The 15,349-nt window shown below is 61.5% G+C and carries 15 protein-coding genes and 1 tRNA gene; 5 read left to right on the plus strand and 11 right to left on the minus strand.

What is annotated here, in order from left to right:
* Positions 1–37: 37 nt before the first annotated feature.
* From bfr to K0M70_RS02600, 3 genes are all read right to left on the minus strand, one after another.
* Complete coding sequence (gene bfr / locus K0M70_RS02590) at positions 38–508, minus strand: bacterioferritin (protein ID WP_290778882.1); 471 nt, start codon at positions 506–508, stop codon at positions 38–40.
* A gap of 147 nt (positions 509–655) precedes the next feature.
* Positions 656–859 (minus strand): (2Fe-2S)-binding protein, encoded by a 204-nt coding sequence (locus K0M70_RS02595; protein WP_290778917.1) that lies wholly within the window; start codon positions 857–859, stop codon positions 656–658.
* Between the two features lie 71 nt (positions 860–930).
* Positions 931–1,488 carry an RNA pyrophosphohydrolase gene (locus tag K0M70_RS02600; protein ID WP_343211188.1) on the minus strand — a complete coding sequence of 186 codons (558 nt, stop codon included), beginning with the start codon at positions 1,486–1,488 and terminating at the stop codon, positions 931–933.
* A gap of 152 nt (positions 1,489–1,640) precedes the next feature.
* Here K0M70_RS02600 and K0M70_RS02605 point away from each other — a divergent pair.
* Positions 1,641–1,717: transfer RNA gene (locus tag K0M70_RS02605), tRNA-Met, on the plus strand.
* 219 nt (positions 1,718–1,936) lie between these two features.
* Here K0M70_RS02605 and K0M70_RS02610 read toward each other — a convergent pair.
* From K0M70_RS02610 to K0M70_RS02625, 4 genes are all read right to left on the minus strand, one after another.
* Positions 1,937–2,623 carry a hypothetical protein gene (locus K0M70_RS02610; protein ID WP_290778885.1) on the minus strand — a complete coding sequence of 229 codons (687 nt, stop codon included), beginning with the start codon at positions 2,621–2,623 and terminating at the stop codon, positions 1,937–1,939.
* Between the two features lie 535 nt (positions 2,624–3,158).
* The gene (locus K0M70_RS02615; protein WP_290778888.1) at positions 3,159–5,297 is read right to left on the minus strand and encodes a hypothetical protein; all 2,139 of its coding nucleotides are present in this window, start codon (positions 5,295–5,297) and stop codon (positions 3,159–3,161) included.
* A 230-nt stretch (positions 5,298–5,527) separates the two neighbouring features.
* Positions 5,528–6,214: a hypothetical protein gene (locus tag K0M70_RS02620; protein ID WP_290778890.1), complete on the minus strand. Its 687-nt coding sequence runs from the start codon at positions 6,212–6,214 to the stop codon at positions 5,528–5,530.
* Positions 6,215–6,216: 2 nt separating this feature from the next.
* Positions 6,217–7,428, minus strand: a complete 1,212-nt coding sequence (locus tag K0M70_RS02625; RefSeq protein ID WP_290778893.1) for a caspase family protein — start codon at positions 7,426–7,428, stop codon at positions 6,217–6,219.
* 642 nt (positions 7,429–8,070) lie between these two features.
* Here K0M70_RS02625 and K0M70_RS02630 point away from each other — a divergent pair.
* The 3 genes from K0M70_RS02630 (at position 8,071) to K0M70_RS02640 (ending at position 11,750) form a co-directional block, all read left to right on the plus strand.
* Positions 8,071–10,062 (plus strand): type IV secretory system conjugative DNA transfer family protein, encoded by a 1,992-nt coding sequence (locus K0M70_RS02630; protein ID WP_290778896.1) that lies wholly within the window; start codon positions 8,071–8,073, stop codon positions 10,060–10,062.
* Between the two features lie 11 nt (positions 10,063–10,073).
* Complete coding sequence (locus tag K0M70_RS02635) at positions 10,074–11,315, plus strand: type IV secretory system conjugative DNA transfer family protein (RefSeq protein ID WP_290778899.1); 1,242 nt, start codon at positions 10,074–10,076, stop codon at positions 11,313–11,315.
* A 63-nt stretch (positions 11,316–11,378) separates the two neighbouring features.
* Positions 11,379–11,750, plus strand: coding sequence for a hypothetical protein (locus K0M70_RS02640; protein WP_290778901.1), 372 nt, complete (start codon positions 11,379–11,381; stop codon positions 11,748–11,750).
* Positions 11,751–11,881: 131 nt separating this feature from the next.
* Here K0M70_RS02640 and K0M70_RS02645 read toward each other — a convergent pair whose 3' ends face one another.
* The gene (locus K0M70_RS02645) at positions 11,882–12,493 is read right to left on the minus strand and encodes a hypothetical protein (protein WP_290778904.1); all 612 of its coding nucleotides are present in this window, start codon (positions 12,491–12,493) and stop codon (positions 11,882–11,884) included.
* 389 nt (positions 12,494–12,882) lie between these two features.
* Positions 12,883–13,452: a hypothetical protein gene (locus tag K0M70_RS02650; RefSeq protein WP_290778907.1), complete on the minus strand. Its 570-nt coding sequence runs from the start codon at positions 13,450–13,452 to the stop codon at positions 12,883–12,885.
* Positions 13,453–13,814: 362 nt separating this feature from the next.
* On the opposite strand from K0M70_RS02650, the gene K0M70_RS02655 reads away from it, so the two are divergent.
* Complete coding sequence (locus tag K0M70_RS02655; RefSeq protein WP_290778910.1) at positions 13,815–14,297, plus strand: hypothetical protein; 483 nt, start codon at positions 13,815–13,817, stop codon at positions 14,295–14,297.
* 78 nt (positions 14,298–14,375) lie between these two features.
* Here K0M70_RS02655 and K0M70_RS02660 read toward each other — a convergent pair whose 3' ends face one another.
* Together K0M70_RS02660 and K0M70_RS02665 are read right to left on the minus strand one after the other, a co-directional pair.
* On the minus strand, positions 14,376–14,828 hold the full coding sequence (locus tag K0M70_RS02660; RefSeq protein ID WP_290778913.1) for a hypothetical protein: 453 nt from the start codon (positions 14,826–14,828) through the stop codon (positions 14,376–14,378).
* Between the two features lie 25 nt (positions 14,829–14,853).
* Positions 14,854–15,349: hypothetical protein (locus tag K0M70_RS02665; RefSeq protein ID WP_290778915.1), on the minus strand; the 496-nt coding region annotated here is incomplete at its 5' end.

Consider the following 15,349-nt stretch of genomic DNA (forward strand, 5'->3'; position numbering starts at 1 on the left):
CGCGCTGCGGACAAGTGAACCTGACCCCGTTCTTTTTTCAGCTGTTGATCTTGGTCTGCAGGTAGTTCTGCTCGCCCAGGCGGTCCATCAGGGCCAGCTGGGTTTCGAGCCAGTCCACGTGCTCTTCTTCGGACTCGAGGATGTCGGTGAGCAGCTTGCGGGAAACAAAGTCGCCCACCAGCTCGCAGTCGACGATGCCGGCCTTGAGGTCGGGCAGCGCCTGGTGTTCAAGCTTGAGGTCGCATTCCAGCGCTTCACGCGGGCTTTGGCCGATGAACAGCTTGCCCAGGTTCTGCAGGTTGGGAAGGCCGTCGAGGAAGAGGATGCGCTCGATCAGAAGATCGGCGTGCTTCATCTCGTCGATCGATTCCTTGTACTCGTGCTCGCCAAGCTCCTTCAGGCCCCAGTTCTTGAACATGCGGGCGTGCAGGAAATACTGGTTGATGGCAATCAGCTCGTTGAACAGCGCCTTGTTGAGGTGCGCGATGACCTTGGGGTCGCCTTTCATGGCTGGCCTCCGATTCCGTGGGTGAGCGTGCAGCGTACCGACATCGCCGGACGCATGTGGAAACGGGAATCGCTTTCGTTCGCGTTGTGCACGCGGGCGCCGGGGGCAGCCGGACTTGGCGCAGGAGGCCTGCCGGCCCGACAGCCCTCAGGCCGCGACCGCGAACACCTGCAGCGGGAAGGCCCGCGCAGCGCGCGCTTGCGCCAGCAGTTCACCGGCCATGTCGCCGCAGGTGCCGCAGCCGCTGCCCAGGCCGGTGCGCATGGTCAGTTCGGTCAGCGAGGCGCAGCCGGCGTCCGCTGCCTGGCGAATGTCCTGATCGGTGACTCCGTGGCAGATGCAGACGTACATGGCGGCGGCCGGTCCATTGGGAATGGGAACGGTTCGCATTACACCGTGAATGCGAATGATTGTCAACTACCTCAGCGCCGGGCCTTCGCCGGCACCGGCACCGCCATCACGGCCTGCACCGACTCGGCGGGCGGCGGCACCGCGCCCTCCCCGGCCACGGCGCGGGCGTGCGGCGCCAGGTGGTGCAGCGCCCGCACGTAAACCTCGCGCTTGAAGCTGACCACGTGTTCGGCCGGGTACCAGAAGTCCACCCAGCGCCAGCTGTCGAATTCGGGCTTGTCGGTGAGGTCGAGCTTGACCTCGTGTTCCTCGCAGGTCATCCGCAGCAGGAACCACACCTGCTTCTGGCCGATGCACACCGGCCGGTTGCCCCGGCGCACGCAGCGGCGCGGCAGCCGGTAGCGCAGCCAGCCCGGCGTGGAGCCGAGCACAGCCACGTGTTCGGGCAGCAGCCCGGTTTCTTCACGCAATTCGCGGAACATCGCCTCCAGCGGCGTCTCGTCGGTGTTCATGCCGCCCTGCGGAAACTGCCAACCGTCCCGGTTGACCCGCCTGGCCCAGAACAACCGCCCGTCGCCGTGCATCAGCACGATGCCCACATTGGGGCGATACCCGTCCGGATCGACCACGATCGGACTCCAAAAATCTACTGGGGCCAGACTGCCACAGGGGCGTGAAGGGCCACAAGCGGGGCGGGCGGCGGAGGCGCTGGATTGACAGGAGGGGGCCGGTAGCCCAAAATTCGCGATCTGTCTGCAATGGACAGGTTGTTGCACCATGTGGCTATGTAGCTCAGCCGGTTAGAGCGCGGCACTCATAATGCTGAGGTCGGTGGTTCGAGTCCACCTATAGCCACCACTACTAAGCCCGCAGATTTGTGGGCTTTTTTGTGGCTGAGGCTTGGCATCAAGGTGCGTCCCAGGCGGCCTGTGACACCTTACTGTGGTAATTCTGTGCCACTCAGGGTTCTTGGAAGGCGAGACTGACACCATCACGAGTGGGCCGACAAAGTTGTCCACATGATCCCAGCACAATCCGTGCTTCGGTCCGACACCTTCGATTCTGCAATGCCGACGTCTATTCGCCCATGCAGTACGCGATCCGCTTTCGCGAGGGAACAGGTGCATCCGGATTCTGACTTTCTGAAATGGCCACCAGTTCGTCAGTCTCTTTAGGGGCAAGATTGCTCGGAAGCAGTTTCACTAATCGCCTAGCTTCTGCTGCATCTTGGAAAATGATTGCTTCCCGAAGAGCATCTAGGACACGAGGGACGTGACTTGCAAGTACCTTCTCGGCGTTTGGGACGTTGCGCTTCACTAGCTCATGAAGATACTCGACGTGGTTGTCACCGGCCGGCGTACACCATTGATCCTTCTCGAGGGAGGCCAGAGTTGCCCTTTCCAAGTCGGCAATGGACATGCGGGCAACTACCGCCGCGGCATCTCTCACAATGGCTTCCTGGCGATCCCGTTCCGCCCTCGGACCAATCGAAGCTTGCCGCTCTTCCAATCCCGAGATAATCCGCGCCGACGGCGGCAGCTTCCCGTCGAGACAGAACATTTTTACGGGGTCCCAATCTTTCTTTTCATAGTCTTCAGCAGACAGCGTCGGCTCTCTTTGTGCCACTCCCCACAAGAATACGCATGAGCAATTGTCCACTGCATCACCGCCGGTGAGAGTCGGCAACCCAATCATCTCCTTGGAGTTCCAGTAATGGAGACACGTCTGCACAAACGGAGTCTCTTCAATATCGCTCAGCGACATTGATCCATACTGCTTTCCACAACCAATAAGGATTGTCGTCGCCACAATCAGGGAAGCCAAGTAGCCAACTCTAGTCTGCATTCAATCGTCTCCGCATATGTCGTGGTGGCCGGTAAAAAGCCAATCATGGGACCTCAGCGCTCCCGGGCCGTGAGCGAGGACAACCTCTTCCCAACGCTTCCCTGATCCCAGCATGGAGCCTCCCTGGGACGGCTACTCTTAGCCGGGGGCCGTCGTTCGCAATCGCGTCATTCACTTGGGCTAGAAAATGCTGAAAGACGAACCCAACGTCTAACTGCGCCTTGCAGCGCAGTGCGCGATTTTGATCTTTCGTCAGCCACCTTTCTGACCACCTCGTCGCTAACCGAGACCAACTTCAATTGCTTCCGCTCGTCTTGGGTTGGAGGCTGTCGGTGGACTTTTCGCGCTTGCGCCCAATCATCAATGCCGATGATTCGACTACCCCGCTCCAGAGCAATCAGCCCCGCCCGGATAGCCTGCTCTATCTCGTTTCTCTTGTGCGGTTTGAAGCCCATCAGGACCTCGCAACATGCCAGCGGTAGTTGCTGTAGGCGGAGATGACTTCCTCAAACCATTGGTTCTGCTTTTCCCATTCAGATCCGGGCACGGCCATATCAATCCGGGCAAAGTGCGGCCGGATCACAACGATCGCCCTGTCCGCGTCATCTTGGCCCAGCCCCCAGTAGGGATTCCTATCAGAAACCAATACAGCTCCCTTCCAGGCATGGTCTTCCCTAAGTTGCTCTATCGCTGCGTGAATGTAACGGAGCCGCTTCGCCGACCGCGCAGCTAGACGTCCGTCGTCGCGCGCCACATCCTTGTCGATACCGGTGTCACCAGTGCCTTCGCGGCCCACGCTTTCGTCCGAAATGTCCTGCACATTCATTTCACGCAAGAACTTCAAGTCCCGCAGTGCGACAGTGACTGCACGATCAACGGCTGGATTCTTCGCGAGAAACGTTGCCTTGTCCCGCAGCGTCGTCGATTCGAGGCCAAACTCAGTTTGCTCGACACTTTCACGAGTCCAATCCAGCTGGCGCTCGACAACCCATGCTGGCTCATGTTTCAAGGTGGAGTCCCAGCGCGCGACAACCAAGTCTGCAACGGAGCCGGTCATGCCTTCGTTGCATGCCGACGCGTAACGCCAAAGGTCCTCATGGATCATCACACCATCCAGATCAGTCAGTCGCTTCACTGCCTGAATCAAATCATCGAGGTCTGATTCAAGGACATGGACGACGGACCTAGCTCCCTTCTCGAGCAAGGAATCGACAGAAGTCCAGCCGGCATTTTTATGCACCTCATTTCCAGCACCTTCATGAAGCATGCTCATCTGCGAATGTTCATCAGTAAAGTATGAGCGGGCAGTGGTTTCACAGCCGGAAATACTGTTCGCTTGATTTTTCCACTCCAGATCAAGTGCCAACTGATGCAATACGTGATTCGGATCCGCGAGAACGGCCTGCTTCTTCTGCTCTAGGGTGCGGAACAGGCCAGCGATTTTGACACCGATCAACTCTGCGTTGCGTGCCGTCGCGATTCCATCATTACGGCCCGACTCTCCGTCTCCGCCAAGCATCCTGGCAGACTCGTAGATCCTGGCCTGCATGGATGCGAATCGATTTGCGGTCTCTGCAGCACCCATCAGCTGTGTGCAGTACCGATACAGTGCCGGATCAGAGACAAGGTCATTGCCGCGCTTATAGGTATGGCGAATCGCCTCGACTGGTCGAGTTGTTGGTGCTGACGCGAATGTCTCGGAGGCATAGACGCAAAGTAGGGTGCCCAAAAGATCCAGTGACGCAGCAGACTTGTGCCCTTCTCGCGTCTCCTTGAGACGCGGATCATCGAACTTCCGCATCTGGTCCTGAATCTCGTTGGCTCGAGTGGCCTCAGCCTTGGATTCCTTTCCCAAGCGCTCTGTCAGCTCACGCATCTGCTCCTGGATTAAATGTGCCTTGTCCGCTGCAATGCTCGCTTCCTTACCCTGCCGACCCGTCAGGTCGCGCATCTGGTCCTGAATGTCGTTGGCTCGAGCGGCCTCAGCCTTGGATTCTTTTCCCAAGCGCTCCGTTAGCTCACGCATCTGCTCCTGGATTATATTTGCCTTTTCCGCTGCAATGCTCGCTTCCTTACCCTGCCGATCAGTCAGATCGCGCATTTGATCTTGGATCACGTTTGCCTTTTCGGCCGCACTTTTGGCTTCACGCCCCAGCTTGAGTGCCAAGCGCGCCAACATGACAGAGACCAAAGAGCCCGCTAGAGCAACTACGGTAGTGACCAAGCTCCCAACGTAGTTCGTCACCGTGTCGTCAAGCCTGAATCCGCCAATCCGGTACGAGCCGATTAACCAGTACATGACTACGAACAGACCAGCAGAGACTGTGGCGACAAGCAAAAAGGTGCCGACGGGCTTCCTTCCCACCCAGAGATCCAGCTTCGTTTCTTCGTCTCCACGCTGGTGGTGTCGGGAAGTCTGTGCCCTGGCTTCTGCATTCTTAGTCGTGGAATGTTCCGGCGCGGTCACGTTTTCACTCCCTTTTATTAGATCGTGATGATGATGTGCGGCAGATTGATTCCGCACAGCACGACGGAAACCAGTCAGGCGTTGTAATGAAAATGATACCGATCTAGTCTTTCTTCCGATCGGCATCAGCTGGTTCTCTAATTTTTTTCGACATCCTCTCTAGCGTCTGAGTTACGGGGGTGCACCGCAGAATATTCCCAGATTGAATTTTTCCGATGAAACTCAAACGAGTGCACTGCTTGCTCGTGTCGAACTGATGGCCCTGCCCCCCCAAGCTCCCCGGCACCGTGAAAAATGGTCAGCTGAACCGTCGGCGACACAACTCAGTTCGCTGCCACGTCCTACCGTTCCGCTAATTACTCGCCTGCCGGAAACAGCTGGTGGCGCGTGATCCTCGCCGGCCCATCATGCTGAAGAAGCGCCCCGCGCCCGGCCAACCAGCCGGGCCTGCGACCATCCAGGTCCATTGATGAGAACCTCTCCGTGTCACACCGAGCAGGCCTCATACCCTTCCTTATGACACCTTCCGAAAGATACTCGTCCGCGAGCGTCGCCTTGAGATGCCCACTCGATGGGCAATGGCTGTGGATGGACTCCAGGGTCGTCTCCTGGCCGCTCATGCAGATGGGCGCCACGGCGCAGCGGGTGACGGCGGCATTGGTGGTGATTCGGATGGAGTTTGTGGCTCCATCCGAACAGATCTCGCCGCAGGCTTCGTGCGAATGTTTCTCCGAATAGGAGACCATCACTTGGCGCACGCGCTGCAGGAACTCGATCTTGCCCTCGCCGTTCTGGCTCACCATGTCCTGAACAAGATGGATCGGCACGACCTTCCCGGTCGTGGGCACTCTTACCTTCGAGGGTAAATCCACTCCCCTAACGTCGCCGTCCCGCCATACGAACTCATACTGAACTGCGTTGGTCGCACCGGCTTCCGGCGATGCCGTTTGTTCCTGTGAGTTGAAGTAGTAGACAGCAATGCCCACCGCCATCGCCATGGCGACCACCACGAGCATCCAGAATCCTTTCGTGCGTGCTGCCATGATCAATCGTCTCCTTCTGAAGGTTTGTTCGTGGCGGATGGCATTTGCGATTGGAACGCCTCGAAGGTCTCCATCAGACCCCGCGCATACTCCTCAGCGTTGAGCGACTCCGAGGGATTGCTCATGGCGAGCTTTGCGCGGGCCTCGCCCACGCCTTGGGCGCTGGCGAGTTGCCACCAGTAATTGGCGGAACGACCCTGGGAGTCCTTGGCTCGGGACCGGTACAGGTGCGACCCCAGGTCAATCTGCGCCATGGCATGCCCGCGCTCCGCCGCAGGCTCGAGGAGGCCGGTCAGTGCGGCCTTGCGGTCCGGCGTGTCCCACCAGCGCGACGCCAGGGCGACCGCGGCCCGGCTGTCGCCCTGGCGGGCGCGGTCCATCAGGTCGTCGTCGCTGGTGTTGCCGTCGCGCTCGAGGCGCTCCGCGGCGATGGACTCCCTAGCCCAGAACGCGCCGGCCGCCGCACGGCTGGGGGAAACGCCAAACCCCATCACATCGATGCTGCCGGGCTTGCGTGCAGACGCCTTCGATAGCTCTTGGCCGATCTTTGGAAACGCATTGACCTGGGTGTTCATCCACGGCTTCTGCTCACCGCCGGTCTGCTGCACGACGATGTTGCTCGCGGACATCAGCGCCTGGTCCCAAGTGACGTTCTCGGCGGACACCAAGGCGCTGGCGAGGTAGTAGGTGTAGGGGGAATGGTCCTCCTCGACGCCGTAGGACCGCAGGCTGTCCATGGCCACCTGCCCGGGCGACGTGGCGTAGGCGATGATCGTGCCCTTGGGCGCCTGCTCGGCGGCCATAGTGAGGCCTTGCGCCGCGCCGCGCGAGGGCAGTACGCGGCACGCGTCGATGATGGCGATCAGCGTCTCCGCTCCCTGCTCCAGCTCCCAGGTCAGCGCGTCCAGCCGCAGGGCGTTGACCCGGACATCCAGTCGACTGAGTTCCGCGACGTTGGCAGGCGAGTCCACCGGCAGCAGGTAATTGGCGTTGTCGAACTCGAAACCGTGCCCGGCGAAATAAAGCACACGAACCTGTGCACCCTCGGACATCTCGTCGAAAGCCTGAAGGTCGTGCTGCATTCCGGCGAAGTCACGGTCCAGGCCCAACAGCACGTGGTATCCCCGTGACCGCAAGGCGCTCGCCATCAACGCGGCATCCTTCGCGGGCGAGCTGAGCGCATCGCCGTGGCGGTAGGCACCATTGCCAAACACCAGAGCGAAAAGCCGATCACCGTCCCTGTCCGGGCGAAGTACCTCGGATTGCCCGCCTGGTGCCGCCTCAGGCGCAGACGCCTCCTCGAGGGGGACCGACCCAAGCACTGATGCTTCCGGGGCCTGCGGCTGCGGAGTGGCTGCGGCGACACTTGCCGGCTCCGGCGAGCCCCCGCATCCCTGCAGGAGCGCCAGCAGCACCAGGCCAGCGATGACTGGGACAACACGGCGACCGGTCACTAGCTTCCCCTTGTCCAACCGGGGCCGTCGCATCGCCCTTCAGCGAAACTTGCAGCATTTGTTTTCGTTAAGCAAGCCTTCACCCTCAGTGCCTTTTACTCTGCGCTGTCGTCGAGGAGGTCACGCTGTGGAAGAACGCATCTACCGCCGGTCACCTTCTCTCGCCTCTGCCAGCGCGGCCTATGCATGTGCCGCCAACGAGGAGCTCAGCTGCCGGCGAAGATGACCGGTAGCGAACGACACCCCCGCTGACCGATCTTCACCCAGCCCCTCGGGTTGGGCGACGTGATCGTGGGTGCCTCCTGTCCAAGGAGTGCATGAATGCGTCTGTCTGCCTTGATCCACACCTCGGTGCGCCAAGCGCCGAGTCCCCCGCGCATGCTCGATGGCCTGAGCGCCGGCATGGCCCTGCTCGACAAGTCGCCTCGCATCCGGCGGCGCCATGTCTGGCGCGCGAACCGTCTCTTGTCCTGGAACATCCAGAACGGGGAGATCGATGCGCTGGAAGCCTTGGTTGAAGCCTGCAACGAAGGGCGGCGCCCCTTGCTTTGGACGCCGCCTGCCCGGGCGCTCCGCTACGAGTTGCCGCCGGACGAGCCGGCGTGGTTCCAGCAGGGATTGGGCCACGACGCCCACGCCTGGGCGGCGCCTGACCTGCTTTCCGTGACGGAACTGCAGGCCGGCATTGCGTCGGGCCTGCGCCTGCCGACCGGACAGATCTGCAATGCCCTTCAGGGCATCGCCCTGGCCGACAAGATCGGCGTGGTGCTGCCGCGCCATTTCATCCGACTCAAGGTCCACATCGACAGCCGCCCGCCCAAGGGCGACCGGCGCATGGCCGAATGGATCACCGAGGGCATTCTGGACGGTCGCGTCCATCGGCCCGGGCTTCGCCTGCATCGCAGCACCTTGCCCTTGATCAAGGGGCTGGTGGAGGACGTGCACAACCTCAAGACCCGGCTGCCGCTGGCGCCGCGCGAAGAGGTCCTGGACCTGATGCGCAAGCTGGCCGATGCCAAGCCGCGGGAGGCCAAGGTGGCCTCGCTGTGGGAGCCGACGCCGGAACTGCCTGCGCTCGCGCCCACGCGTGGGCCGGCGTTCGACGGCCTGCTGTTGGGCTGGACCGGGCATCGGGTCGCCAGCGCGGGCTCGCGTCGGGCCGCGGAGCCGGTGCTGCAGCGGGGCGAGGGCCACCTGATCACCATCGCGCCCACCGGCGCGGGCAAGGGCGTGGGCGCGGTGATCCCGGCGCTGCTGTCGCACCCGGGCTCGGCGGTGGTGATCGACCCGAAGGGAGAAAATTTCTCGGTCACCGCCCGGCTCCGTCGCGAGATGGGCCAGCGGGTGCACGTGATCGATCCCTTCGGTATCACCGGACCGCGCACGGACCGCCTCAATCCGATGGACCTGCTGGCGGGCCCGGACAACGCGACGTGGGAGGACGCGGCGATGATCACCGAGCTGTTGCTCCCCCGCCACACGCGGGTCGAGCGCAATGCCTGGTGGTACGAGCGCGCCCACGAACTGCTGGCCGGCACGCTCCTGCTCGCGTCCACGGACGCCAAGCGGCGCGAAGGCGGGCTCGGCGGCTGGCTCTCGTACTTCGAGCTCAGCCCTCCCGACCTGCGGAGCCGGGGACGCACCCTGCTCGATTCGACCAATCCCGACCTGCGCCTGGCAGCCACGTCGTTCCTCACCGGCAGCGTCGAGTGCTTCAACTCGAGCGTGATGATGGCGCAGGGCATGGTCGGCGGGCTGTCGAGTCCGGCGGTGGGGCGGGCGTGCAACGGGCCGTCGAGCATCTCGCTCAAGGACTTCGCGGCCGGCGTTCCGATGACCATCTACCTGGTGCTGCCGCCCGCGCAGCTGCGGGCGCAGGGCGGGCTGCTGCGCCTGTGGATGGGCATGCTGCTGCACGCCGCGCTCGGGCGTCGGGTGGCACCGGCCGAAAGGACGCTGTTCCTCGTGGACGAGGCGGCCCAACTCGGCCCCCTTTCCGCGCTGACCACGGCGATGACCCTCGCACGCGGTTACGGCGTGTCGGTCTGGACGTTCTGGCAGGACCTGGCCCAGCTCAAGGGCACCTACCCGACCCTGTGGCGGACCCTGCTGCACAACTGCGCCGTGCACCAGGTGTTCGGCGTGCCCAACGAGGCCACGGCAATGGCGCTGGCCGAGCTGCACGGGATGACGGACCACCGCGACCTGCTCGCAAAGGGAAGCGACACGGTGCTGCTGACCCATGCCGGGTGCATGGCGACCGAAATCCGGCGTGGCAGCTACCTGCGCGATGCGGCCTTCGCCGGCCGCTTTGATCCCAACCCCCTGCACGGCGGCGCGCCGGCGACGCCCAAGGTGTCGCCTAACGTCTCGCCGCTGCGCGCCATTTCCTGAAGGAGCCCGCCATGACCCGTGTTTCCAACGAAAACGCCATCCTGCTGGGCCGGGAGACCGACACCGGCCGCGCGATCACCCTCGGCCAGGAAGGCCACGTCCTCACCATCGCGCCGACCGGTGCCGGCAAGGGCGTGAGCGCGCTGATCCCTGCCTTGCTCACGTATCCGGGTCAGGCCATCGTGCTCGACTGCAAGGGCGAAGCCGTAGCCGTAACTCGCCGCTACCGGGAGCAGGTGCTGGGCCAGACCGTGGTGGTGCTCGACCCGTTCGGCATCACCGGGGCGCCGGTGTGCCGCCTCAACCCGTTCGACCTGCTTCCGGCCGATCCGGTGGAGGCTGGCCCCGAGCTGCTGGCGTTCTCGGAGTTGCTGGCGCCGGGCAGTCCCGGAACCAGCGACCCGTTCTGGGGGCTGGCCGGGCGGCAGCTGATCTGCGGCCTGCTGGCGTACTACGTCTCCTGCACCGGATCCCGGGATCGCAACATCGCGGGCTTCCAGGACCTGATGGCACGCATGCTGGTGGAGCCCGAGACCCTCGCCCGGGAAATGGCCCACTGCGGGATCGCGTCCGTCAGGACCCAGGCCCAGCTGATCGCGGACTCGCGAAGCAACCACGACACCGCGCGGGACGTGGTCTCGCATGCCGCGACGGCACTCAGCGGACTGCGCGGGCGCGCCACCAGCGAAGCCACCTCCGCGACGGACTTCGACCTGGAGGCCCTGCGCCGGGGGGATCCGATGACGATCTACCTGGTCATCCCGCCGAACCGGCTGCAGTCGGGCGGCCGCCTGCTGCGCCTGTGGGTGGGCATGCTGTCCTCGCTGCTGATGGGCCGCAGGCAGCGCCCCGAGCACAGCACACTGCTGCTGATCGACGAGGCGGCGCAGCTGGGCCAGATGGAGCTGTTCGTCACCGCGATGACGCTCTATCGCGGCTACGGCATCCAGTGCTGGAGTTTCTGGCAGGACTTCAGCCAGCTGCAGTCGCTGTACCCCTGGGACTGGCAGACCATCGTGAACAACGCGGCGGCGATCCAGGCGTTCGGACCCAGCTGCATCAGCATGGCCATGGAGTTCCGCCACCTGATGCCGGGGAGCTCGGCGTTTGATCTGCTATCGATGAAGCGGGACTGCCTGCTGCTGGCGCGTGCCGGCGAGGTCGGGCGAATCGTCCGCCGCATCAACTATCTGAAGGATGAGCACTTCGTCGGCCGGGCGGAGCCCAACCCCTTCTACGCGGCTGTGGCATGACGGCTTCTTGCCCGGCCCTCACTGGCCGGGCAAGGTAGTGCCTGGGAAGCGGAGGGCGAACCCATGCGAAAGGAACTGATCGACGAGCTTCGACAACGACACCCGAGGCTGTTGGGGCCAACCGGCGAGCCGGCGACACAGCCGAGCATCCTGTGCGGTGATGGCTGGTTCAACCTGCTGGACTGTTTGTGTGGAGCCGTGCAGGCCGGGGCAGATGCCAAAGGAAACGAGGATGTGCGCGTTGAGGAGATAAAGTCCAAGTACGGGTCACTTCGATTCGAAGCGTATGGACTCTCCCCAGCGGAAGACGCGCAGGTAGCTCTTGCCGAGGCGCTTTCCGAGCGCACGTGTGAGGAGTGTGGTGCGCCCGGTTCTGAGCGGGGCCGGGACGGCTGGGTCTCGACACTCTGCTCAAACAATTCCGCTCACAGCTAATCAACGACACAGCGATGTACTTGGGATTAGAGACGGCAACCGGACCCTTCGAAGTAGCAACTCGACTGCATGGGTCCAGTCTCTCCAACGCAAGCTAGAGGCGCATCGAAATGAAACTCGGTTAAATTGCCTTAGTTGGACGAGATCATGACAAGCCACAGCTTGCTGGCCGATAGCAAGAGCGGTAGCACCCCGATCAAGAATGGGCCAATGAAAGCAAGCCATGCGTTGCGCGCCAAGAACTGATCTTCCTTCGGGCCATGGCCGACAGCCGCGTTATACGCGTCAGGGTACAGGTGCACGTCGGGTGGCAGCCCAAAGTCTCCCTTTTTGAATACTCGCGTCGCATGGTCAACTTTTATCAACACACCAACGGCCGTATTGAATTCTTTGGTGGCGTGGACCGCTTGCGAGCGGGAGAAAAGTCCAATCAGGAAACACAAGACGAATGCGACCAAGTTCACGGCGTGGTCGCTGACCGTAACCGCAGCAGCAGCTACCGCCGCGGCGGCGCCCACACCAATCTGGGAAGAAAGTACCGCTGACTTGTGCCAATGCAGTGAATTGGAGCCGAAGTAGCTTCGGACATTGAGCAAAATCTCCAAGTCTTCAGCGGCACAAGCCGCTCCGGCACTTGCGGACCTGCTACCACAGGACGGACATGGTCCTGGGACCCCGTTCAGATCAATTTCTTCTTTGGCCTGAGCGCCCGTCGCTCCTATAGCCGCTTCCAGAGTACTCATTCCCCGATCCTATAGGCGTTTAACTTACCTGGAACTGTCGGTTAGTCCGGTACATCGGTCAAGATCCTAGTGACTTGTGGACGGATCTTGTAGCCTCAAACAACACGTCCGAAACGGACTCTAACTGCCTCGAGCCTGACCCGTCGAGCGGCGCCACGGCTCGGTCACCGGGGGGGGGGCATTGGCCATCAGAGCCAGTTTTTTCAGACGCCAGATTCTTGAGTGGCCATCATCGGGAAGTCCATGTCGCCGAGCTCGCTGCGCTAGAGGAAGACCGTCTGCTCGGTGATGTTTTTTTTCATCCAGCGTAGCCGCGCTGCCCCGGTGCCGGTCTCGGCATCGCGCAGGATCGGTATAACCAATTAGATGGCTAGTCGTTTCGCCTAGGGTCAGCGAACCATGCTAATCACTGACATGATTATGAAGGTAGCGATCACTAAGAACATTGACCACTTTGGCACAATGTCCATTCGAACGGCATCAAACGATTCCCAGCTTTCTGGATAGAGCGACTCGCCCTTCAAGTACGCGTCTTTGGCAAACAAGCGATCAAACTTGTCAACACGCACCAAAATGGCGCGGTGCTCTTGGACAACTGCAGAAATCTTGAGGATGAGCCAGGCGGCCGCGGCACTTGCTAGCAAGAATCCCACAACGAGAGCGATTCGAACGGAGATCGTAGCTGACGACTTATCAAGGCCAAACGTGCCCACAGCGATCATGCCCGAAGACATAAGAACGCTGATTTCCAAGCACATTTTGTGCCAATACATAATATAGGCCGCGTTGGTGCTTCGCACGTTGAGTACGACGTCCTGCCTCGCGATACCCTCATCTATTCCTGTCACGCCTAATTCTCCATACCTGCTACCACGTTTAGTCATGCCGATTTGCGCAGTGAGTTCAGTTTGAATAGCTTGGTGCCTTCCGTCTTCATCAGTGTCCTGCGCCGTTTTCACTGGCGTCTTAGTCACGGCGCAACTAAACGAAGATCGGCCCAAGAAGTAACAGGGCGGGCTGATGCCGCCGCCTATGCCGAAAGGATAACTGGATTCGACTAATCTCATCTCGGACGCTAAAGGGACCTGCTACTGAAAGGAGCGGGCGACGCTATCCCCAGGAGGGGCGCATGGTGTTGCGCGCGATACAGGTGTCGGTGCGGCAGCGGGTAGGCGACAAGGGCTCATCTAACAGACTAACCCCTGCCTCGCCTCAACTGAAACTCTTGCTCTGAGCAACTTCTATTAGCAGAATTCTGTGAAAGTGTAAGTTCAGAGCACCGAGGGAAAGGTTCACTCAATACGCCGAAGGGGATGGGATCGTGAATACGCCAGCGGATGAATACGGAAAGGCTGACGCAATAAAATTCAAACATGATGTAGTGCTTAACGTTCGAAGCAAGGTCGCTTCCGACATCAATTACCAGCACAAGCTTTGCTTGGAGGTAAGCATACTGGTTTCCTCCGGAATGATCGCAATTGGAACCTTCGGGCTAGACAGATCCTCCGCCCCGCTATCGGTTCGAATAGCGCTCATACTGGGTTTTTTGATCGCTGCAGTTGGTGCATCCTGGCTGATTATCAGGATCTCAGTCTTGGTACAAGAACTGCGCGAGATCTTGGTGCGTCTTGACACATTCAATGAGCTGTTTACAGCGGACTCCTATCTGACGGGCGTTTCCATCTATCCGAAGAGTTGGGAGTCTGTCGATGCAGCAAGAATGGACCTCGTGCCAAAGTGGTCGCTTTCATTGATAGTAGTGACCGGGCTCGCTATGTCCGCACTCAGCTTGGTGAGAACCTGAGAGAAGCGGCTTTCTTTTGCATTTGGACGGCCATCGCACGGACGATCCCGGCGATCGCTAAACTGGGACTGCCAGGGTTTAGTGGGGCGCGTTCGACTGAGTCTGCCAAAAACGGAGTTTCGCGTGCCGTTTGATGCTCAGCGAGAATTGACCACCCATACGCGCTATGGACTGATCATCTGATTGGTGGCAAACAAGCTCTTTCTTCTGGCCGAAGCAGGCATTCGTCTCGCGATTCGCCTGGTCATTCTTTGGCACGCAAGACCGCCCTTCGCTGTTCAGTCCTGGGCGCGCCTCAATGCGCTTGGCGCTCTGCGGGATCTGGTACTCGATGCCGACACCCATGTCTTCGGGCATCTTGGGATCCCGAAGCACCTTCGCCATTTCACCAAGCGATGCCCGCCAGGAACGAAACTCGGATTCGGGCGCATAGCGTCCGGTCGCCTTGAGGTAGGCATCGGCGACGCGGTCCTCGATGAACCCGTCGGCATGTTCCAGGAAAGTGGCGCGCGTGCCGCTGTAAATGATCATGGACTGCCCCCTTGGCGCGAGTATGTCACTGCCTGCACGCCACCCGCCGCCGCCGCACTTCTTCGCCAAGCCGCTCGCGGCCGCTCGCGCTGGCGTCGGTCATCAGGTTGGCGATGTTGCGTTGCACCCGCGGGCAGGGGTCGGATTCGTAGCCCGGCGGCCACAGCCCCAGCAGCTGCGCGGCGCCCTCGACGACGTCCTGGCCGGTGATCTGGCGGCGCATGCGCATCCGGTCCGGCGGGGACTCAGGGAACGCAAGGGCTGTGTCGGTGGGCGCTGGATTGCGGCGGAACTCCGGGTCGGTGGGCTCGGCCTCCTGCCACCCCAGCACCAGCGGTTCGGCGGACAGGGCGGTTGCGGCGGCTTCCACGGGCGCCGGTGCGCTTTCTTCCGGCAAGCGGACGCTTGCTGCCCGGGGCTTGCGTGCCGCGGTCCTGCGGGAACGCGGCGGCGGCGGCGCCACCTCCGGCGGGCGCGGACCACCCAAGACCAAGACCACCCTAACATCGGCCGCCAGCGAC

The sequence above is a fragment of the Arenimonas sp. genome (genome assembly GCF_019459675.1).
In the GTDB taxonomy this organism is placed as follows: domain Bacteria; phylum Pseudomonadota; class Gammaproteobacteria; order Xanthomonadales; family Xanthomonadaceae; genus Arenimonas.